At 62.5% G+C, this 20,736-nt stretch carries 21 protein-coding genes; 12 read left to right on the top strand and 9 right to left on the bottom strand.

The window, feature by feature from the left end; genetic code table 11:
* Position 1: 1 nt before the first annotated feature.
* From ACGYK7_RS06475 to ACGYK7_RS06495, 5 genes are all read left to right on the top strand, one after another.
* The gene (locus ACGYK7_RS06475; RefSeq protein ID WP_394400130.1) at positions 2 to 1,336 is read left to right on the top strand and encodes a glutamine synthetase family protein; all 1,335 of its coding nucleotides are present in this window, start codon (positions 2 to 4) and stop codon (positions 1,334 to 1,336) included.
* Between the two features lie 10 nt (positions 1,337 to 1,346).
* Positions 1,347 to 2,036 carry a type 1 glutamine amidotransferase gene (locus ACGYK7_RS06480; RefSeq protein ID WP_394400132.1) on the top strand — a complete coding sequence of 230 codons (690 nt, stop codon included), beginning with the start codon at positions 1,347 to 1,349 and terminating at the stop codon, positions 2,034 to 2,036.
* Positions 2,036 to 3,397 carry a glutamine synthetase family protein gene (locus ACGYK7_RS06485; RefSeq protein WP_394400134.1) on the top strand — a complete coding sequence of 454 codons (1,362 nt, stop codon included), beginning with the start codon at positions 2,036 to 2,038 and terminating at the stop codon, positions 3,395 to 3,397. The genes ACGYK7_RS06480 and ACGYK7_RS06485 overlap by 1 nt, the downstream gene beginning before the upstream one ends.
* Before the next feature lie 14 nt (positions 3,398 to 3,411).
* The gene (locus tag ACGYK7_RS06490) at positions 3,412 to 4,716 is read left to right on the top strand and encodes an NAD(P)/FAD-dependent oxidoreductase (RefSeq protein ID WP_394400136.1); all 1,305 of its coding nucleotides are present in this window, start codon (positions 3,412 to 3,414) and stop codon (positions 4,714 to 4,716) included.
* Positions 4,717 to 4,920: 204 nt separating this feature from the next.
* Positions 4,921 to 6,099, top strand: a complete 1,179-nt coding sequence (locus tag ACGYK7_RS06495) for a DegT/DnrJ/EryC1/StrS family aminotransferase (RefSeq protein ID WP_394400138.1) — start codon at positions 4,921 to 4,923, stop codon at positions 6,097 to 6,099.
* A gap of 31 nt (positions 6,100 to 6,130) precedes the next feature.
* Here the strand turns inward: ACGYK7_RS06495 and phaR are convergent, their stop codons facing one another.
* The 3 genes from phaR to ACGYK7_RS06510 all read right to left on the bottom strand — a co-directional run bounded on the left by phaR (position 6,131) and on the right by ACGYK7_RS06510 (position 9,222).
* A complete protein-coding gene (phaR, locus tag ACGYK7_RS06500; protein ID WP_394400140.1) occupies positions 6,131 to 6,679 on the bottom strand; it encodes a polyhydroxyalkanoate synthesis repressor PhaR in 549 nt (182 codons plus the stop codon).
* Between the two features lie 142 nt (positions 6,680 to 6,821).
* Positions 6,822 to 7,265, bottom strand: a complete 444-nt coding sequence (locus ACGYK7_RS06505; protein ID WP_394400142.1) for a phasin family protein — start codon at positions 7,263 to 7,265, stop codon at positions 6,822 to 6,824.
* 151 nt (positions 7,266 to 7,416) lie between these two features.
* Positions 7,417 to 9,222, bottom strand: a complete 1,806-nt coding sequence (locus ACGYK7_RS06510; protein WP_394400144.1) for a PHA/PHB synthase family protein — start codon at positions 9,220 to 9,222, stop codon at positions 7,417 to 7,419.
* Between the two features lie 50 nt (positions 9,223 to 9,272).
* Between ACGYK7_RS06510 and phaZ the strand changes: the two genes are divergently transcribed.
* Complete coding sequence (gene phaZ, locus ACGYK7_RS06515; protein WP_394400146.1) at positions 9,273 to 10,604, top strand: polyhydroxyalkanoate depolymerase; 1,332 nt, start codon at positions 9,273 to 9,275, stop codon at positions 10,602 to 10,604.
* Positions 10,605 to 10,613: 9 nt separating this feature from the next.
* Here the strand turns inward: phaZ and ACGYK7_RS06520 are convergent, their stop codons facing one another.
* The 3 genes from ACGYK7_RS06520 to ACGYK7_RS06530 form a co-directional block, all read right to left on the bottom strand.
* Complete coding sequence (locus ACGYK7_RS06520) at positions 10,614 to 11,324, bottom strand: alpha/beta fold hydrolase (RefSeq protein WP_394400147.1); 711 nt, start codon at positions 11,322 to 11,324, stop codon at positions 10,614 to 10,616.
* A gap of 163 nt (positions 11,325 to 11,487) precedes the next feature.
* Complete coding sequence (locus tag ACGYK7_RS06525) at positions 11,488 to 12,240, bottom strand: alpha/beta fold hydrolase (protein ID WP_394400148.1); 753 nt, start codon at positions 12,238 to 12,240, stop codon at positions 11,488 to 11,490.
* Between the two features lie 51 nt (positions 12,241 to 12,291).
* A complete protein-coding gene (locus ACGYK7_RS06530) occupies positions 12,292 to 13,578 on the bottom strand; it encodes an MFS transporter (protein ID WP_394400150.1) in 1,287 nt (428 codons plus the stop codon).
* Between the two features lie 174 nt (positions 13,579 to 13,752).
* Here ACGYK7_RS06530 and thrS point away from each other — a divergent pair, with 174 nt between their 5' ends.
* The 5 genes from thrS to ACGYK7_RS06555 all read left to right on the top strand — a co-directional run bounded on the left by thrS (position 13,753) and on the right by ACGYK7_RS06555 (position 18,416).
* A complete protein-coding gene (gene thrS / locus ACGYK7_RS06535; protein ID WP_394400152.1) occupies positions 13,753 to 15,699 on the top strand; it encodes a threonine--tRNA ligase in 1,947 nt (648 codons plus the stop codon).
* Between the two features lie 224 nt (positions 15,700 to 15,923).
* Positions 15,924 to 16,226, top strand: coding sequence for a DUF2282 domain-containing protein (locus ACGYK7_RS06540; RefSeq protein WP_067260973.1), 303 nt, complete (start codon positions 15,924 to 15,926; stop codon positions 16,224 to 16,226).
* Positions 16,227 to 16,285: 59 nt separating this feature from the next.
* Positions 16,286 to 17,131 carry a DUF692 domain-containing protein gene (locus ACGYK7_RS06545; RefSeq protein WP_394400154.1) on the top strand — a complete coding sequence of 282 codons (846 nt, stop codon included), beginning with the start codon at positions 16,286 to 16,288 and terminating at the stop codon, positions 17,129 to 17,131.
* Positions 17,128 to 17,886, top strand: coding sequence for a putative DNA-binding domain-containing protein (locus ACGYK7_RS06550; RefSeq protein WP_394400156.1), 759 nt, complete (start codon positions 17,128 to 17,130; stop codon positions 17,884 to 17,886). The genes ACGYK7_RS06545 and ACGYK7_RS06550 overlap by 4 nt, the downstream gene beginning before the upstream one ends.
* Positions 17,883 to 18,416, top strand: a complete 534-nt coding sequence (locus ACGYK7_RS06555; protein ID WP_394400158.1) for a DoxX family membrane protein — start codon at positions 17,883 to 17,885, stop codon at positions 18,414 to 18,416. The genes ACGYK7_RS06550 and ACGYK7_RS06555 overlap by 4 nt, the downstream gene beginning before the upstream one ends.
* Here the strand turns inward: ACGYK7_RS06555 and ACGYK7_RS06560 are convergent.
* A complete protein-coding gene (locus ACGYK7_RS06560) occupies positions 18,413 to 18,733 on the bottom strand; it encodes an arsenate reductase family protein (RefSeq protein ID WP_394400160.1) in 321 nt (106 codons plus the stop codon). The two genes, ACGYK7_RS06555 and ACGYK7_RS06560, sit on opposite strands and share 4 nt — an antisense overlap.
* Positions 18,734 to 18,901: 168 nt before the next feature.
* Between ACGYK7_RS06560 and ACGYK7_RS06565 the strand changes: the two genes are divergently transcribed.
* Complete coding sequence (locus ACGYK7_RS06565) at positions 18,902 to 19,108, top strand: cold-shock protein (protein ID WP_394400162.1); 207 nt, start codon at positions 18,902 to 18,904, stop codon at positions 19,106 to 19,108.
* Between the two features lie 54 nt (positions 19,109 to 19,162).
* Here ACGYK7_RS06565 and ACGYK7_RS06570 read toward each other — a convergent pair whose 3' ends face one another.
* Both ACGYK7_RS06570 and ACGYK7_RS06575 read right to left on the bottom strand, forming a co-directional pair.
* Complete coding sequence (locus ACGYK7_RS06570; protein ID WP_394400164.1) at positions 19,163 to 19,453, bottom strand: hypothetical protein; 291 nt, start codon at positions 19,451 to 19,453, stop codon at positions 19,163 to 19,165.
* 67 nt (positions 19,454 to 19,520) lie between these two features.
* The gene (locus ACGYK7_RS06575) at positions 19,521 to 20,720 is read right to left on the bottom strand and encodes a cytochrome P450 (RefSeq protein WP_394400166.1); all 1,200 of its coding nucleotides are present in this window, start codon (positions 20,718 to 20,720) and stop codon (positions 19,521 to 19,523) included.
* Between the last annotated feature and the right edge of the window lie 16 nt (positions 20,721 to 20,736).

Genomic DNA, 20,736 nt, shown 5'->3' on the forward strand with positions numbered 1-20,736 from the left:
TATGAACAACTGGCTTCGCAAAAATCCTCAGGTCCGCACCATTCGTGTGGCCGCCGCCGACCTCAACGGCCAAGCGCGGGGCAAGCGCATCCCCTCGCGCTTTGCCGATAAGGTCACGACCGACGGCACCCGCTTTCCCGTCTCGGTGCTGAACCTCGACATCTGGGGGGAGGATATCGACGACAGCCCACTGGTGTTCGAAACGGGCGATGCGGATGGCGTGCTGAAACCGACCGAGCGGGGCTTCATGCCGATGCCTTGGCTCGACGCGCCCTCGGCCCTGCTGCCGATCTGGATGTTCCGCGAAGATGGCCGCCCCTACCCCGGCGATCCGCGCCATGCGCTGCGCGCGGTGCTCGACCGCTACAAGGCGCGCGGGCTGACGCCGGTCTGTGCCGTTGAGCTGGAATTCTTCCTGATCGACGATTCGGGCCGCAACCTTCAGGTGCCCGTCTCGCCCCGGTCGGGCAAGCGGCGCAAGGCGGCCGAGACCATGTCGATCCGCGCGCTCGATCAGTTCGATCTGTTCTTCACCGATCTTTATGACGCCTGCGAAGAGATGGACATCCCCGCCGACACCGCCATTTCCGAGGCGGGTCTGGGCCAGTTCGAGATCAACCTCATGCATTGCGATGACGCCCTGCGCGCCGCCGATGACGCATGGCTGTTCAAGATGCTGGTCAAGGGACTGGCACGGCGGCACGGCTTTGCCGCAAGCTTTATGGCGAAACCCTACGAGGATTACTCCGGCTCCGGCCTGCACACCCATTTCTCGGTACTGGATGAGAAGGGCGACAACATCTTTGACGATGGCGGGCCGAAGGGCACCGACACGCTGCGCCACGCCGTGGCGGGCTGCATGAACGCGATGCAGGGCTCGGCGCTGGTCTTTTGCCCGCATGCCAATAGCTTTGACCGAATGGTGCCGGAATCCCATGCGCCCACCGGGGTTTGCTGGGCCTATGAGAACCGCACCGCCGCGATCCGCATCCCCTCGGGCAGCCCCAAGGCGCGGCGCATCGAACACCGCGTCTCGGGCGGGGATGTGAACCCCTATCTGATGCTCGCCGCCGTGCTGGGTGCGGCCCTCAACGGGATCGAAGATGCGCTTGAGCCGCCCGCCCCGATCACCGGCAATGCCTATGCCGCCGACTTGCCGCGCATGCCGAGCGACTGGAAAACCGCCATCGACCTGTTTGAAAGCTGCCCCCATGTCGCGCGGATCTTCGCACCCGAGATGATCCGTAACTTCGTGCTGACCAAGCGTCAGGAATTGTATTACATGCAGGAATTGACCCCAGAGGAACAGGTCGAGATCTATCTCGACACTGTGTAACAGGTGACACATGAAAATTGGCATTCTGCAAACCGGCCACTCCCCCGATGATTTCCGCGAACAGCTCGGCGACTATGGGGAGATGTTCACCAAACTGCTGGATGGCCACGGGTTTGACTTTCAAATCTGGTCGGTCGTCGATGGCATCCTGCCCGACAGCGTGACGCAGGCGGACGGCTGGCTGATCACCGGATCGAAACACGGCGCTTATGAGGATCACGATTGGATCCCGCCGCTGGAAGAGTTCATCCGCCAGACCTACGCTGATGGCCGCCCAATGGTCGGTGTCTGCTTTGGGCATCAGATCATCGCCCAAGCGCTCGGCGGCAAGGTCGAGAAATTCACCAACGGCTGGTCCATTGGCCGCACCGAATACGACATGGACGGTGAGAAACTGGCGCTGAACGCTTGGCATCAGGATCAGATCGTGGACCTGCCCGAAGGGGCGCGCGTCGTCGCCTCATCGGACTTTTGCGCCTATGCGGCGCTGGCCTATGACGACCGTATCTGGACGGTGCAGCCGCATCCCGAATTCGGCCATGACTTCATCGACGGGTTGATCAAAACCCGTGGCAAGGGCGTGGTGCCCGAGCATCTGCTGGAACAGGCCACCGCCGCCCTGGGCGGCCCCATCGACAACCATAAAATCGCGGACCAAATGGCCGCATTCTTTAAAGACAACAGGAAAGAGAGGGCCTGATGGCCGAGGATTGGACAGAAGCACTACCCGAAGCGGCGCGCGCCTATCTTGAGGGCCGGCGTCTGGACGAAGTGGAATGTATCATCCCCGACCTGCCCGGCATCGCCCGGGGCAAGGCCGTCCCGGCGTCGAAATTCGCGCGGCAGGAATATTTCCACCTGCCTGACAGCATCTTCTACCAGACCATCACCGGCGAATGGGGCGAAGCGGCGGGCGAGGAAGGCTTCATCGAAAAAGACATGATCCTGCGCCCGGATATGGAGACGGCCACCGCCGCCCCTTGGACCGGGGACTGGACGCTTCAGGTCATCCACGACGCCTATGACCGCGAGGGTGAACCGGTGGCCTATTCGCCGCGCAATGTGCTCAAACGCGTGGTGCAGCTTTACCGCGACAAGGGGTGGGAGCCGGTCGTGGCCCCCGAGATGGAGTTCTTCCTTGTGGCCCGCAACATCGACCCGGCCAAGGAAATCCTGCCGATGATGGGCCGCTCGGGTCGCCCGGCGGCGGCGCGGCAGGCCTATTCGATGACCGCGGTGGATGAATTTGGCCCCGTGATCGACGACATCTACGACTTTGCCGAGGCGCAGGGTTTCGAGATCGACGGCATCACCCAAGAGGGCGGCGCAGGTCAGCTTGAGATCAACCTGCAGCATGGTGATCCCGTGCGGCTGGCCGATGAGGTGTTCTATTTCAAACGGCTGATCCGCGAAGCGGCGATGCGACATGAGTGCTACGCCACCTTCATGGCCAAACCCATCGCCGATGAGCCCGGCAGCGCGATGCATATCCACCACTCGGTGCTGGACGTGGAAACCGGCGAGAACATCTTTGTCGATGGCGAGGGGGAAGAGACCGCCCGCTTCCGCCATTTCATCGCCGGTTTGCAAAACCACATGCCAAGCGCGCTCGCCGTGATCGCGCCCTATGTCAATTCCTACCGCCGCTATGTCAAAGATCACGCCGCGCCGATCAACCTTGAATGGGGCCGCGACAACCGCACCACGGGCATCCGCGTGCCGCTCTCAGGGCCAAAGTCGCGCCGGGTGGAGAACCGCCTTGCCGGTATGGACTGCAACCCCTACCTCGGCATCGCCGCCAGCCTCGCCTGCGGCTATCTGGGGCTGATCCAGCAAAAAGACCCGCTGCCCGAATTCAAGGGCGACGCCTATGTCGGCGAAGGGGATATTCCGCAGGTTCTGGGCCAAGCGCTCGACCTTTTCGAGGAGGCGGCAGAGCTGCATGAGGCTTTGGGCCCGGAGTTCGCCCGCGTCTATTCCATCGTGAAACGGGCGGAATATGAGGAGTTCCTACAGGTCATCTCACCTTGGGAACGTGAACATCTGCTGATGAACGTCTAACGCCCGGAGGCCCGATGAACCTGCTTTATGCCAATGACACGCCCGGCCAGTACCCCACCAGCTGGTACGCCGCCACCGCCACGAAACACGCGGCCTTTCCGCCGCTTCAGGGCGATACGAAGGCTGATGTCTGTGTCGTTGGCGGCGGCTACACCGGGCTTTCCGCCGCGCTGCATCTGGCCGAAGCGGGCTATGACGTGGTGCTTTTGGACGCGCAGCGCGTAGGCTTTGGCGCCTCGGGTCGCAATGGCGGGCAATTGGGCTCGGGCCAGCGCGTCGAGCAGGACGGCCTCGAAAAGATGCTGGGCGAGGACCATGCCGCCAAGCTGTGGCAGATGGGCGAAGAGGCCAAGGAGCTGGTCAAATCCCTGATCGCGAAACATGACATTGATTGCCATCTGAAACCCGGCGTGGCCTGGACCGGCTCAAGCGCATCTGACGTGCGCCATCTGCACGATTATGCCGAGCATCTGCAAAAGCGCTATGGCTATGACCAGATCGAAGTGTTGGATCACGCCGCGCTGCAATCGGTCTGCCCTTCGCCCGACTACAAGGGCGGCGTGCTTGATATGGGGGCCGCGCATTTGCACCCCTTGAACTATGCCCTTGGCCTTGCCCGCGCCGCTGCCGCGGCGGGCGTGCGCATCCATGAGACAAGCCCCGCCGAGAACATCGTCGAAGGCAGCAAGGCGCTGGTGCAAACCGCCACCGGCAGTGTCAGCGCCGATCATGTGGTGCTGGCTTGCAACGGCTATCTGGGCAAGCTCAACGGCGATGTGGCCGCGAGGGTCATGCCGATCAACAATTTCATCGCCGCGACCGAACCCTTGGGCGCGCGCGTGAAAGACGTGCTGCCCCGCGACGTGGCCGTGGCCGACAGCCGTTTCGTGGTGAATTATTTCCGCCTGTCGCACGACGGGCGGCTGCTGTTTGGCGGTGGCGAGAGCTATGGCTATCGCTTCCCGCAGGACATCGCCGCAAAGGTGCGCAAACCGATGTCGCAGGTCTTTCCGCAATTGAAAGACGTGAAAATCGACTACGCTTGGGGCGGCACCCTTGGCATCACGATGAAACGCCTGCCCTATGTGGCACGGCTTGCGCCGAACATCCTTACGGCCTCGGGCTATTCCGGTCACGGTGTCGGGACCGCGACCCATGCGGGCTATCTGATGGCCAAGGCGATCGAAGGCGATGCCGCGGGTTTCGACACGATGGCCGCGATCCCGACACAGGCTTTCCCCGGTGGGGCCTCTTTGCGCAGTCCGCTTTTGGTGCTTGCGATGCTTTGGTATGCGACGCGGGATCGGTTGGGGTTTTGACTTCGCCCTAAGCGGTAGCGCGGGGCTGGTTGGGTGGAGAAGTACGGGGGCTCTGCCCCCATCGCGCCTTGGGCGCGATTCCCCCGAGGGTATTTGAGAAAGGATGAAGGGGAGGAGGGAGTGGCCTGTCGTGGAGGCATCCCCCTTGGTTTGCCCAGGTGTTTGTTTTACTATTCTGGAAATCATTATTCAGGATTTTGAAATATGGCTTTGCCCGACATGCACCGTGCCGAACCGATCCCTGCCGAAGCGGAGGCCGCCATCGCGGCGCTTTTGCAAAGTGGCGATCTTTTTCGCTATACTGCGGCCAAGGATGCGCCTGTTTCCCTCTTGGAGGTCGAATTTGCGCAGATGATGGGCAGTGAATATGCGCTGGCCGTGTCCTCCTGTTCGGCCGCGCTGTTTCTGTCGCTGCTTGCTTTGGACCTGCCGGACGCTGCGCCGGTGTTGATCCCGGGGTTCACCTTTGCCGCCGTTCCTTCTGCGGTGATCCACGCAGGCTGCGCGCCGGTGCTTTGTGAAGTGGGCGAGAATTACCGTGTGGATTTGGAGGATTTCGCTGCCAAACTGCCGGGCGTTCGGGCCGTGATCATCAGCCATATGCGGGGGCATACCTCGGATATGGATGCGATCATGGAGCTTTGCGAGGCTGCTGGCGTGCCGGTGATCGAAGACTCCGCCCATTCGTTGGGCACGCTTTGGCGGGGACGGAAAATCGGGACGATTGGCAAGATCGGCTGCTTTTCTTTCCAGTCCTACAAGATGATCAACGCGGGCGAAGGCGGTATCCTGATCACCGATGACGCCGATCTGGTGGCGCGGGCGATCATCATGTCGGGCGCCTATGAGCATAATTGGAAGAAACACGCAGCCCTGCAAGACAGCTTTGCCAAATGGCAGAACCGGCTGCCGCTGTACAATCTGCGCATGTCCAACCTTTCGGCTGCGATCATCCGGCCACAATTGCCGCATTTGCCGCGCCGGGTGGCCGATGGGCTGCGCAATCACGATCACATGGCGGCACGGCTGGCCGCCTCCCCCTTGATCGAGGTGCCGAGCCCCCTGCCCGGTGAGACCCGCGCGCCGGATTCGATCCAGTTCAATCTGGTGGGCCTCTCTGACGCCAGCACCCGCGCTTTCGCGGCGTCGGCGGAAGCGGCGGGGGTGAAGGTGCAGGTCTTTGGTCAGAGCACCGACAACGCCCGCGCCTTTTGGAACTGGCAATTTATCAAAGACCTGCCCGAGCTGCCGCGCACCCGCGCCATGCTGATGCGGGCCTGCGACGTGCGGCTGCCGGTGCAATTGACGCTGGAGGAGATCGACGCCGTGGCGGATGTGATCCTGGGCGCGTTGGCGGATCTGGCCGAGGCGCAGGCGGCCTGAGGCGGGCGCGCGACGCCCGCTTCTTCCGAGGTTAGTTCAGCTTTGACAGTTTGTCCTGCAGCTCTGCCAACTGCTTTTTGATCGCGTCCAGATCGTCGCCCTGATCGGCCTGTTGTTTGGGCGGCTCTGGCGTGGTTGATTTGGCCCAGCCGCCGGTCATCGCCTTCATAAAGGCTTCTTGCTGCGCTTGCATCGCTTCCATGCCGGGCATCTTGGCCATCGGGTTCATCGCGCTCATGTTTTCGATCGCCTTGGACTGGCCATCGCGCAGCATGTCGAAAGAGGCCTGCAGAAACTGCGGCACCACCGAGACATTGCCCGACATATAGCTGCGCACCAGATCGGTCAGCACATCGACCGGCAAGACGGCTTCGCCCCGGCTTTCGTGTTCGGCGATGATTTGCAGCAGATACTGTCGTGTCAGGTCATCGCCGGATTTGAGATCGACGATCTGAACCTCGCGGCCATCGCGGATGAAACCGGCGATATCCTCCAGCGTGACATAATCGCTTGTTTCGGTGTTGTAGAGCCTGCGGCTGGCGTAGCGTTTTATCAGCAAGGGCTTCGGTTTGTCCGCCATGATGTTACTCCCGACCAATGGTGCTGCATCGCAGCTTAGGACAGGGACCGGCAAATAGAAAGAGCGCATGACAAAAGGGCAGGCCCGTCTGGACCTGCCCTTTCTTTAAGCATTCCGCGGCGCAGGAAACCCAGCCTCGGATTTATTTCACTGTCGCTTTCTTGGCGGCAGCCTGTGCGGCGGCCACGCCTTCGGTGGTGGCGGCTTTGGCGTCGCTTTGCAGGTCTTTGCCAGCCGACATCATCAGCTCGACGGTGTCCATCTGAACCTTTTTCGCGATCTCGGCGAAGGCGGCCATATGCTCGGCCGCGGATTCGGCGGAGGCGGAGGCGAAATCGGTCATCGCTTTGGCGTAATCCGTGGGCTCGGCTTTGACCTTGGTCATCTCGGTCAGGCGGGCCAGCGTCTCTTTGGTCCAGGCGGTGGAGATGTCGGCGGATTTTTCAGCCGCGTCGAAGGCAACGCCCGAAAGTTTCTCGTTCAGGGTGGCGGTGTTTTTGAATGCGTCTTGCATGGCGGCGTTATCCACCGGGAAAGCGCCCAGAACGTCTTTGAACATCGCGGTCATGTCAGGTGTCTTGGTCATGTCTCAATCCTTTTAATGCTACTGTGGCAAGGGAGCGGGGAGACCCGTCCGTTTCGCGTCTGACCACAATATAGATGCCGCAGCGCAGCATTTCAAGGTTTTTTCTGCATTGCAGCATGGGGCCCCAGGGGGTTTGGATTACGTAAGGTAATCAGTCATTTGCCTTGCGGGTCACATAGCTCCCCGGGGCATCGGCAAGAATTTCCCGCCCATCGTCGCCCGGAAACCGTGCGGGAATCATAGCCCCTGCGCGTTTGGCCAGCCACTTGCCCCACCGCGGCCACCACGACCCTTCGTAAAAAGCCGCAGCCTCGCGCCATGCTGTGTAATCCTGCGTGAGATCGCCGTTCACATAGTGGCCGTATTTCTTTCGATTGGGCGGATTGACGATGCCCGCGATATGGCCCGATTGCGCCATGATAAAGGTCTTATCCTTCGACCCCATCTGCTGCACCCCGCGGTAGCAGTCTTTCCATGGCGCGATGTGATCCGTCTCGCAGGCCACGGCACAGAGCGGCACCTCGATATCATCCAGCGTCAGCCGCTCTCCGAGCAGTTTGAAACCGCCTTCGGCCAATTCGTTGCGCTGGCACAAACCGCGCAGGTATTGCATTGCCATCTGCCCCGGCAGATTGGCCCCGTCGCCGTTCCAATAGAGCAAGTCAAAGGCCGGGGGCGTCTCGCCCATCATGTAGCTGCGCACGGCGGGACCATAGACCAGATCGTTGGAGCGCAGGAATGAAAAGGTGCGCGCCATGACGACCGAGGGCAGAATGCCCTTATCCGCCGTCTCGGCCTCGATCCCGTCGATGAAATCATCGGTGAGGAAAGGCTGAAACTCCCCCTGATCCGAGAAATCGGTGAGCGCGGTGAAGAAGGTGGCGGATTTGATCGAACTATCGCCACGCTTTTTCAGCAGCGACAGGGTCAGCGCCAGCGTGGTGCCTGCAATGCAATAGCCCACCACGTTAAGACGCTTTTCCTGAGTGATCGCCTTTACCTCTTCAATCGCGGCGAGGTAGCCCTCTTCGACGTAATCCTCCATGCCGATCTGGGCATAGCTGGCATCGGGGTTCACCCATGACACGATGAACAGCGTATGCCCCTGATCCACCAGCCATTTGACGAGGCTGTTCTGCGCCTTAAGGTCAAGAATGTAGAACTTGTTGATCCACGGCGGGAAGATCAGCAGCGGTGTTTTATGGACCTCTTCGGTGCTGGGCGCGTATTGGATCAACTCGAACATGCGGTTGCGAAACACCACCTTGCCCGGCGTGGTGGCAATGTTGCGGCCCAGCTCGAAGGCGCTGTCATCCGCCAGTTTCACGACCAGCTCGCCGTTGTTGGCCTCCAGATCCGCGATCAGGTTTTCCAGCCCCTTCACAAGGCTTTCGCCCTCGGTCTCGACCGCGCGTTCCAGCACGTCGGGATTGGTGGCGAGGAAGTTGGTCGGCGACATCATCGCGATGATCTGCTGGCTGAAATAGACCAGCCGCTTCTTCTCGGCCGGGTCCATGTCTTGGGCATCTTCGACCGCTTGGCGCAGCGCCTCGGCGTTGATCAGATACTGCTGTTTGATGAAGTTGAAATAGGGGTGGGTCTGCCACAGCGGGTTGGCAAAACGTTTGTCGGTCGGGGCGTCCTCTTCGACCGGGGCCAAACCGCCCTTGGCCAGCGCCTGCTGCGCCTCGACGAAATGGGCCACCGATTTGGTCCAATAGCCCATCTGATGCTCCATCAAACGGGCCGGATTGGTCATCGCCTCGGCCCAGTAAGACTGTGCCGCCTTGGCGAAAAGCTGTTGGTTCGGACCATCGAGCGCGGGCTGATGGCCCTCGCGCTGCGCCATCACACGGGTCAGGCGCTTGCTTAATTCTTCAACCTTTTTCAAGTTTTGCGCCATACGAGACAGGGCTTGAGGCTCGGCAATCTCGGGATTTTCGGATTCTGTTGTCATCTTAACCCTTACCTCCTATCTTCGCAGGTGCAGCATAAAGGAGCCCCCACATGCGCTATATGGCCACCTACGACATGATGGAGTCCATCCGGAACACCAATCAATGGCTCGGCGCGTCTGCGCTTGCTATGGCATCCTACCCGGCTTTCTCTCTGTTTCCAAACCCCGCGATGGAATGGCTCGCCGCTTGGGGTGAGGTAACGGAGCGGACCTTTGCCCGCATGGTCGTGAAACCCGATTGGGACATTCCCCCGGTGGTCGGCCCCAAGGGGCAGGACTGTCTGGTCAGCATCGAGCCGGTGATGGAACGGCCCTTTGGCGATCTGTTGAAATTCTCGGTCCAAGGCCGCGAAGAGACGGGCCGCAAGGTTCTTTTGGTCGCGCCAATGTCGGGTCATTACGCCACGCTGCTCCGTTCCACTGTGATCTCCCTGCTGCCTGATTGCGACGTCTATGTGACGGACTGGCACAATGCGCGTGATATTCCAGTTAGTGCGGGCAAGTTCGACATCGAGGATTATACGCTCTACCTCGTTGATTTCATGCATCACCTCGGGCCGGACACCCATGTGATCGCGGTCTGCCAGCCTGCGCCGCTGACGCTGGCCGCCACCGCCTATCTGGCCGAGGAAGCGCCCGAAGCGCAGCCGCGCACGCTGACGCTGATCGGCGGGCCGATTGATCCCGATGCCGCGCCCACGGATGTGACCGATTTCGGGCATAGCGTGACCATGGGCCAGCTTGAGCAGATGATGATCCAACAGGTCGGCTTCAAATACGCGGGCGTGGGGCGCAAGGTCTATCCGGGGCTGTTGCAGCTTACTTCTTTCATCTCGATGAACAATGACACCCACCGCGATGCCTTTGCCAATCAGATCACCCGCGTGGCGCAAAAGACGGCGCATGAGCATGACAAGCACAACAAGTTCTACGACGAATACCTCGCCGTGATGGACATGCCGGCGGAGTTCTACCTCTCGACCGTCGAGCGGATTTTCAAAGAGCGCGAGATCGCGCGGAATCTCTTTACCGTGGCGGGCCGTCAGGTCGATATCGGCAAGATCACCACCGTGGCCGTCAAAACGGTCGAGGGCAGCAAGGACGACATTTCGGCCCCCGGCCAGTGCATCGCGGCGCTTGATCTGCTGACCGGGCTGCCGGATGCCAAGAAGGCCAGCCATCTTGAGCAGGGCGCGGGCCATTACGGCATCTTCGCGGGCAAAAGCTGGCGCAACAACATCCGGCCCTTGGTGCTCGACTTTATCGACGCGAACAATGGCACGCCAGAGCCACAGAACCCGGCGCCCCAACCTCCCGAGCCACAAAAGCCCGCGTCTCAGAAACCCGAGGCCAAGAAGAGCGATAAACCCGCAGCGGCCTGACCCGCTGCCCTATTGCAGCACCAGAGGTTGATGCAGCCAATCGCGCAGCGCGGCGGTGGTCGCCTCTGGCTGTTCAAGGCTGGGCAGATGGCCCGCGTCTTCGAGCACCGTCAGCTTGGCATAGGGGATCATCTCGGCCATGAAGGCATGGCGTTTGACCGGGCAGAGCGCGTCATGCTCCCCGCATAGAACCAGCGCGGGCACCTTACATTTGCGCAGCACCGCCTGTTGATCGCGCCGCCGTTGTAGGGCGCGGGATTGGCGGACGAAGACATCGCCGCCCAGCGTCTCGGCCATCTCCATCGCGCGGGTCAGCACCTCGCCCCGGCCCTTGCCGGGGGCAAGGAAACCATTGGCCATCCGCGCCTGCATCGCCTCCCCCAGCTTGCCCGATTGCGCCATGATGATCTGCGGCTCACGGTCCGCGGCAATGGCGGGCAATTCGGCCAGCACTTGCGTCGCCAAGAGGGCAATGCGGCTGATCCGGTCGGGCGCGCGGCGCAGCAGTTCCAGCGCCACCACACCGCCCATGCCCTGCCCCACCATCGCGAAACGCGGCGGCAGTTGATCCAACAGGCCCGAGGCGATCTCTTCGATCCGTTCGCCTTGGGTGATCGGGGCCAGCACCACGGTCCCGCGCGGGGAAAGCGCTTGGATCTGCGGCGTGAAGACACGCGCGTCGCACATCATGCCGGGCAGCAGAACGATCGGCTCAGCCATTGTGCAGGCTCCGGTGTGGTATGCGGTTGAAATGACGTGGTTTCATGCCGTCCCCCTTGGGTTTGGCGGTCTCTTAGCATGGGTGGTTTCGGGGGACAGCGGGGCGCGGCCCTATCGGCGGTTCCATGCCCGCGCCCTTGGTCAGCCCTCGGTCACCCCTTGTTTAACCCGCGTCGCCGGAGACCGCCTTGATCGCCTCCACGATCATCGCCAGACAGCGCGCGTCCGAGAAACGGTGATCGGCATCCTTGACCAGCGTCAGCTGCATATCGGGGCTTTGCGCGTGCTCCAACAACCGCACCGCCGTGGCCGTGCTGACGGCGGTGTCCGCCGTGCCCTGCAACAGACGCACCGGGAACGGCAGGTTCAGCGGATCGCGCAGCACCAACCGGTTGCGCCCGTCCACGATCATCCGGCGGGTGATGATGTAGGGCTCCATATAGTCTGAGGGCAATTCAACCTGCCCGACCTCTTCCAAGGTTTGTTTCTGTGCTTCGGTGAACTGCGCCCAATAGCCATCTTCGGTGAAATCGGGGGCCGCGGCGATGCCGACCAGCCCGGCGACCCGCTCGGGCAGATGCCGTGCCAAGAGCAGCGCTTGCCAGCCGCCCATGGAGGAGCCGACGACGATCAGCGGCCCCTCGGTCAGCGCCGTGACTGCGGCCAGCGTGTCTTCGTGCCAATCGCCAATGCACCCGTCGGTGAATAGGCCCGACGATTCCCCATGGCCAGAATAGTCGAAGCGCAAAAAGGCCCGCCCCTCGGCCCGCGCCCAGTCTTCGAGATAGACCGCCTTGGTCCCCATCATGTCGGACTTCAGCCCGCCCAGAAACACCACGCAGGGCCCCGCCCCTTCGGTCTTGTGATAGGCGATACGCCGCCCCTGCGGCGTGTCGATGAATTTGCTGTCAGCCATGCTGCCTCCGTCTTTGGTCCAATCATGGGCATCGGCGCGGATGAGGGCAAGTCAGTCCTCGGCCAGATGCTCAACCTCCGGCAACCGATGGGCCAACAGGGCGGCGGCCAACGCCATGACGGTAAAGAGCATCAGCGTCGCCTGCGCCCCAATCAGCGCCGCCCCGCCGCCCAGCACGCCCGCCAGCAGCAAGAGCAGCCCGATCACCGTATTGCTGACGGCAGCATAGGCGGCGCGCTGGTCCTTCGGGGCCATGTCGACCAGATAGGTCGACCGCCCCTGCCGCACGCCGTGATAGGCGATCATCAGGATGAAGAGCACCGCAGGCATCGCCCAGACCGCCTGCGCAAAGCCAAGGAACCACAGCCCCACCGCCAGCGCCATCGCCACTGCGCCGACGACACCGGTCAGCATCAGCACCCGGCGGCTCGACATATCCGACAGCCGCCCCCAGACGTAGGAGCTGACCAAGGACGCCAGCGCCGAGGCCAGCACCAAGGCTCCCAATTGGCCCAACTGCCCGCTCTCTGATGCGCCCGCGAGCACCACCAGATAGGGCGGCGCCAGCGCGGTAGATACCAAGAGCCCGCGCACCAGAATGAAAAGCCACAGATCGCGGTTGCCGCGCAGCAGTTTGAAATCCACGCCATCGGTCTTTTCGGTCTTGCTCGGCGTTTCCATGATCGTCGAGAACAACAGCGCCGCGCCGATCCACAGGGCCGCCGCCAGCGCGATTGCCGCCACGACGACACCCCGGCTTTGGAACAGGCCCGACATCAGCAGCGCCGCAAAAATCACCACCCCGACGGAGGAGACCGACCCCGCCAAGCCGGTCACCGATCCGCGCCGGGTCTTGCCCACGGTCTTGCCCAGAATTTCCTTGAACGACACCGAACAGGCCGCGCGGCAAACGGAGAGCAGCGCCAGCGCGGCGCAGACCGCATAGCCCGCCGTGCCCCCCTCAAGGCTGAGCGCGGCAAGCGCGATCAGCGCCGCTGCCACCCCTTGCCCGACCGACCCCCAGACCCAAGCCCATTTGCGCCGCGCCATGCGCTGCACCACGCCTGCCAGCGCGATCTGCGGCAAAAGCGAGCCCGCCTCGCGGATTGGCACCAGCGCGCCCGCGAAAACCGCAGGGGCGCCGAGGGCGCTCAACAGCCACGCCAAGACCAGTTTCGGGTCGATCAGACCATCGGCCACTTTGGTCATCGACAGCGACACGATATGGCGCAGCCCATTGCGCGCCTCGGCCCGCTGCGCCTTGTCGTCCAACCCCGGTGCCGGGTCGTCCGCCCCCGAAATCGTCTCGAAAGCGCGCTGCGCCGTGTCGTCTTGCATCTGACCGATCCTCGTTGTTGCCCGCCTGACATAGCGCGCCATCGCTCTGCCGCAACTTTCCCCAAGCCGCGCCCCGCTTGCATTGACAAGCCGCCCCCGCCCCGCCACATAGGCCCAACACATAACCCGCAACCGGGCGTCTCGTAGGCGCCAAACCGACGAGGAGCGCCCAAGATGGCCCAAATCTCCCTCACCCTTCCCGATGGCAACAGCCGGCAGTACGACGCCGGGATCACCGCTGGTGAAGTGGCTGCCGACATCTCCAAATCGCTTGGCAAAAAGGCCATCAGCGCCACCGTCAACGGCGCGCATTACGATCTGGCCTGGCCGATCGAAGCCGACGCCAGCATCGCCATCCACACCATGGCCGACGAAGAACAGGCCAACGAGCTGGTGCGCCACGACCTCGCCCACATCATGGCCCGCGCCGTGCAGGAAATCTGGCCCGACACCAAGGTCACCATCGGCCCCGTCATCAAAGACGGCTGGTACTACGACTTCGACCGCAAGGAGCCCTTCACCCCCGAAGACCTCGGCCTGATCGAAAAGAAGATGAAAGAGATCATCAACAAGCGCGATCCCGTCCGCACCGAGGTCTGGGACCGCGCCCGCGCGATCAAGCATTACGAAGACTTGGGCGAGCCCTACAAGGTCGAGCTGATCGAGGCGATCCCCGGCGACGAGCCTCTGCGGATGTATTGGCACGGCGACTGGCAGGATCTCTGCCGCGGCCCGCACCTGCAACACACTGGCCAAGTCCCGGGCGATGCCTTCAAGCTGATGTCCATCGCCGGCGCCTATTGGCGCGGCGACAGCAGCCGCGCCATGTTGCAGCGCATCTACGGCGTGGCCTTCACCGGCAAGGAGAAACTGCGCGCCCATCTCAACATGCTGGAGGAGGCCGCCAAGCGCGACCACCGCAAGCTGGGCAAGGAAATGGGCCTGTTCCACATGCAGGAAGAGGCGCCCGGTCAGGTCTTCTGGCACCCTAACGGCTGGCGCATCTACACCACCTTGCAGGACTACATGCGCCGGATGCAGGACCGCGACGGCTATGTCGAGGTGAACACCCCGCAGGTCGTGGACCGCAAGCTCTGGGAAAAATCCGGCCACTGGGACAAGTACCAGGAAAACATGTTCATCGTCGAAGTGGACGAGGAGCACGCCCGCGAGAAGGCGGTGAATGCGCTCAAGCCAATGAACTGCCCCTGCCACGTGCAGGTCTTCAATCAGGGTCTGAAGTCCTACCGCGACCTGCCGCTGCGCATGGCCGAGTTCGGCTCCTGCGCGCGCTACGAGCCTTCGGGCGCGCTGCACGGCATCATGCGGGTGCGTGGCTTTACCCAAGACGACGGCCATATCTTCTGCGCCGAGGATCAGATCACCGCGGAAACCGCGAAGTTCATCGCATTCCTGTCCAAGGTCTATGCCGACCTTGGGTTCGAGAACTGGACCATCAAACTCTCGACCCGGCCCGAGAAACGGATCGGTTCGGACGAGACTTGGGACCACATGGAACAGGCGCTTGGCGATGCCTGCAAGGCCGCGGGCTATGACTTCGAGGTGCTCGAGGGCGAAGGCGCCTTCTACGGGCCGAAGCTCGAGTTCACCCTGACCGACGCCATCGGGCGCAACTGGCAATGCGGCACCCTGCAGGTGGACGCGAACCTGCCGGAGCGGCTGGAGGCGAGCTTTATCGGTCAGGACGGCAACAAGCACCGCCCCGTGATGCTGCACCGCGCCACCCTGGGCAGTTTCGAGCGGTTCATCGGCATCCTGATCGAGGAACACGCCGGCAAGCTTCCCTTCTGGCTGGCCCCGCGACAGGTGGTCGTGGCCTCCATCACCTCCGAGGCGGATGATTATGTGGCCGAGGTCGTGGAGACCCTGAAGGCCGCTGGCGTCCGCGCCGAGGCGGACATGCGCAACGAAAAGATCAACTACAAGGTCCGCGAGCATTCACTGGGCAAGGTGCCGGTGATCCTCGCCGTGGGCGCGCGCGAGGTCGAAGAGCGCACCGTCTCGGTGCGGCGTCTGGGGCAAAAGCAGACATCCGTACAGCCGCTCGACGCACTCACTGCCGAATTGGCACAGGACGCGACCCCGCCTGACCTGCGCTAACGCGGTGTAACAAACATGCGCTCCGGCGGGTTTGCGGGCAATATGCCCCTAGCTGCCGGGAGCGTTTTTGTAACAATCCCTCCCTTCCAGCGCGGGAACGTTACAACTTTCGCCGGTTTTCCGCGTATATTCTGACGGGACTGTGACACACTCGCTCGTGACTGGCTTGTGAGCGAGCGGGCTGTTCTAGTAAGCCTGTCAACACCATCAGGAAGGAAACGACAATGTCCAACACACTCAAGACCGCCGCCATCGCAGGGGCCGTTGCTGCCGCGCTCGGCAGCCACGCCACCACCGCCTCCGCCGCCTCGCAAGAGAAATGCTATGGCGTGTCGCTGGCCGGTGAGAACGACTGCGCCGCCGGCCCCGGCACGACCTGCGCCGGCACCTCCGTGACCGATTACCAAGGCAACGCATGGACCCTCGTCGACGAAGGCACCTGCGCCGAGATCGACCTGCCCGCCATGGCCGACGGGACCGAGCGGACCGGCTCTTTGGAACCGCTGGACCGCGACCTGCCCGCTTGATCAAAGCGGTCCGGGCGGCACCCGCCCGGACCCTGCCCCGCCCCATGCCGGAGGCCGATATGCGCGACGATACCCCCCCTCTCACCACGCTGCCCAATGCCCCCGGGGTCGGATATAAATCCCGGCATTTCGATGGCTTGATGGCCGACCCCGGCCCGGTCCGCTGGATCGAGGTACATGCCGAGAACTACATGGGCGATGGTGGCCGCCCCCATGCGCAGCTGCGCGCCTTGCAGGAACGTTTCGCCCTGTCGGTCCATGGTGTCGGCCTGTCGATCGGCGGCGAAGGCCCGCTCGACACAGACCATCTCGCGCGGCTCAAGACCCTTTGTGACCGAACCCAGTCCGCGTCCTTCTCCGAACATCTGGCGTGGTCGTCCCATGGGATGGAGTATCTCAACGACCTCCTCCCCCTGCCCTATACCGAGGAAACGCTGACCCGCGTCGCCGGGCATATCAATCAGGTGCAAGACGTCCTGGAGCGGCAAATGCTGCTGGAAAACCCCTCCAGCTATCTTGCATTTGCGGAATCCGACTTGTCCGAAACCGACTTTTTATCGGAGGTCATTGCGCGAACCTCGTGTGGCCTCTTGCTGGATGTCAACAATGTCTTCATTTCCGCGACCAACCTCGGGCTATCGCCGCGGGGCTACATCGACGCCTTCCCGACAGACCATGTGGGCGAGATCCATGTGGGCGGACATGACGACGACACCGACGATCACGGCGCGCCGCTGTTAATCGACAGCCATGGCAAAGCGGTCGTCGATCCGGTTTGGGACTTGCTCAGCTACACGCTGGCCCAAACCGGTCCAAAGCCGGTATTGGTCGAGTGGGACAATGACGTGCCCGACTGGCCCGTACTGCGGGCCGAGGCAAATCGCGCCGCCGAGGTGCTGGCGTGACCGATCAGCAAAGTTTTCGCGCGGCGCTGCTTGACCCCGCGCGCCCCGCCCCCGAGGGGCTGCGCGATGGCAAGGGGCAACCGGCGGGCGCGCGCTATGGTGTTTATCGCAACAACGTCACCCATTCCCTGATCGCGGCTCTCGAAGTGGCCTTTCCGCTGGTGCGCAGGCTGATCGGCGCCCGCAATTTTGCCGACCTCGCGCCGCTCTATGTCCGGACGCACCCGCCGAAATCGCCGATGATGATGCATTATGGCGCGGATTTCCCGGCCTTCATCGCAGGTTTCGCGCCGCTGGCGAAAGTCGGCTATCTCGCCGATGCCGCAAGGCTCGACCTCGCGCTGCGGTCCTCCTACCACGCCGCCGATGCGGCACCGCTGGATCCGCAGACCCTTGAGGCGCTCTCCCCCGATGCGCTGATGGGAGCCACGCTCACCCTCGCCCCCGCGACCCGCGTTTTGCGGTCAGATTGGCCGCTTTTCGACATCTGGCGCTATAATTTTACCGATGATGCGCCCAAACCGCGCAATGCAGCGCAGGGCGTGGTGATCACCCGCCCCGCCTATGATCCCGCCCCGCATCTGGCACCACCCGGCGCGGCGCAATGGCTCGGTCACCTCGCCGAGGGGCAGAGCTTCGGGGCGGCCCATGACGCGACGGTCGAAGGCGCACCTGAGTTCGACCTCGCCGCCGCCCTGAGCTTTGCCCTGAGCCACGGCGTCTTCAGCGCGATCTCTGTGGAGGAAAGCCAATGACCCGAGTTCTGCGCCTTTACCGCACCACCGCCGACCGACTGGAGGGCGCCGACTGGCTGCTTCCAACCCTTGCCCGCTTCCTCTTTGCTGCGGTGCTGCTGGTCTACTTTCTGAACGCGGGTCTAACCAAACTCGGCCCCGGCCCCTTGGGCCTTTTTACCCCCTCCACCGGTGCCTACGCCCAGATCTTCCCCCGCGTTTTCGAGGCAGTCGACTATGACAGCGACGCGCTTGGGCTGTTTCATTGGCTCGTCGTCGTCGCCGGAACAGTGGCGGAGTTCATCCTGCCCCTGCTCATCACCATCGGCCTGTTGACCCGATTGGCCGCGCTGGCGATGGTGGGCTTTGTCGCAGTGCAATCGCTGACTGATCTTTACGGCCACGGCAGCGCCCTCGGCGCATGGTTCGACCGTTTTCCCGACGCCCATATCCTTGACCAGCGGGCGCTCTGGGTCTTCTTGCTTTTGGTGCTGGTCATCAAAGGGGCCGGCCCCCTGTCATTGGACCGGCTGATTACAGGCCGCAGTTAAAGCATCGCTTGAACATCGGCCTCTATCTCTTTATTCCACCCGAGAAATAGCCGATCACCCACCGCGATCAGGGGCCGCTTCATCAGGGCCGGATGGGCTTGGATCAGGGCCAGCGGCTCCTCCTTCCGGGCCGCGTCATCCAGCCCGCGCCAGGTGGTTGAGCGGGTGTTGAGCAAGGCCGCACCAAACTGCGCGTGGGCCTTTTCCAAGACCTTTGTGGGGACGCCCTCCTCCCGTACATTGACCAATTGCGCCTCTGGCAGCGCCTTTTTCGCCTTGCGACAGCTGTCACAATTTTTCAGCCCATAAATTAGCACATCCGTCTCCCTCGGCCCTGCGATCCCGCCGCGATTTACGGATCTCGCCGCTGATCGCTTGATTTTTTTCCAGTCCGCGCGATCTTTCTATTATGGCGGGTCGCAATTCAATCGCTTTCGCCATTCTGCTGGATGCAGAGACGCAAAGACAAAGGAGGCGCGGAGATTATGCCAACTGGCACCGTGAAATGGTTTAACACCACCAAAGGCTACGGGTTCATCGCCCCCGAAAGCGGCGGTAACGATGTATTTGTTCATATTTCGGCGGTCGAACGGTCGGGCCTGACCGGCTTGGCGGACGATCAAAAGGTCAGCTATGAATTGACCGAAGGCCGCGACGGTCGGCAGATGGCCACCGACCTCGCGCTGGTCTGACCGCCATATTGCAAGAAAACACCCGGCGTCCCGCGCCGGGGGTTGCTTGACAGATCAGTTATACGAACAGCCCTTGGCCCCAACCGGGCAAGGCACGCGGGCTGATCGGCGCGGTGTGACTACGCGGTGACGGCGCTGTACGGGGTGCGCTTTGACCTCAGCATAGGTCATGCTCTGGTTCGGCGTGCCGCAGCAGATCGCCCCGCCAAGGGTCACCGGCTGCAGCCCCGCCGGGCAATAATTTGCGGAACTGGGATAGGCGTAGACCTTGGGCTCTGCCGAGACCTGACCGGCGAGCCCGGCCGAAAGCAGCCCGACCGCCGCTGCAATAGCTGTGAGACGCATGATAAACCTCGTAATTATATATAATATATACGAAGATTGCCGGGACACTTTCCTTTAGTCCAGCCTTTTATGTTAAGCCCATCTTAGTCAACCGCGCCGGAATCGTCGCATAGCCGTGAAAGCGGATGCGCCCGCCGCCTTGGCGGGTCGTGCTGATTTCATAATCCGGGTAGCGGTTCAGAAAGCGTTGAAGCGCGATCTTCCCCTCCATCCGTGCCAAGGTCAGCCCGACGCAGACATGCGGGCCACCGGCAAAGGCCAGATGCCGATTGGGCTTGCGCCCGATATCGAATTTTGTCGGTTCCTCAAAGACTTCCGGGTCGCGGTTCGCCGCGCCGATGCAAAGGTGCAGGTTGCTGCCCGCCGCGATCTCGACCCCGCCGATGGTGACCGGGGCCGTGGTCTCCCGGTTGCCGAATTGATTGGGCGAGCGGAAGCGCAGCACCTCTTCGATGCAAGGCCCGATCAGGTCAGGATCGGCCAGCAGTCGCGCCTTCTGGTCGGGATGGTCATGCAGCAGCGCAAGGGCGCTGCCGATCAGATTGGTCGTCGTCTCATGACCTGCGTTCAGGATGAAGATACAGTTCTGGATCAACTCAATCTCAGTCAACTGGCCACCGTCATCCCCGGCAATCAGCCGGGTCAGCACATCGGTTTCGGGATCCCCCGGCGCGGCCCGGCGCCGCGCGATGAGGTCTTGCAGATAGGCTTTGAACTCGCGCACCGCGGTATGGCCCGCCTCAAGCTCCGCCTCGCTCAAGGTCGGCTCCAGCGCGCCGAGGATCGCCAGCGACCAATCGCGAAGCGGGCCGCGCTCTTCCATTGGCACGTCCAGCAGGTTGCCGATGATCTGCACCGGGATGCAACTGGCATAGTCCTCGATCAGGTCCGGCGTGGGGCCAAGCCCCTCAAGCAGCCGGTCGACCGTGTCGATCAACCCCGGCTCCATCCGCGCCAGCGCCTTGGGCGTGAGGGCCGAGGTCATGATCCGCCGCACGCGGGTATGCAGGGGCGGGTCATTGAAAACGAGGCTGGTGGTGTGATGTTCGAACAAGGGGCTGCCGGGGCCGAATTTCGGCGCAAAGGCCAGTTTCTTGTCCGAGATATAAAGCGTGGTGTCGCGGTAGATCGCGTTCAAATCCGCATGACGGCAGATCAGCACCGAGCCGTCAGGCTGGCGCAGCACCGGGGCCTCGCGCAGCAGGCGGTCGTAATGGGGGAACGGGTTTTCGACAAACCCTTCGGGCGGTGCGGACAGATCAAACATGGCCTGCAGTGATGCC

This window comes from Sulfitobacter sp. 1A15299 (assembly GCF_043556915.1).
In the GTDB taxonomy this organism is placed as follows: Bacteria; Pseudomonadota; Alphaproteobacteria; order Rhodobacterales; family Rhodobacteraceae; genus Sulfitobacter.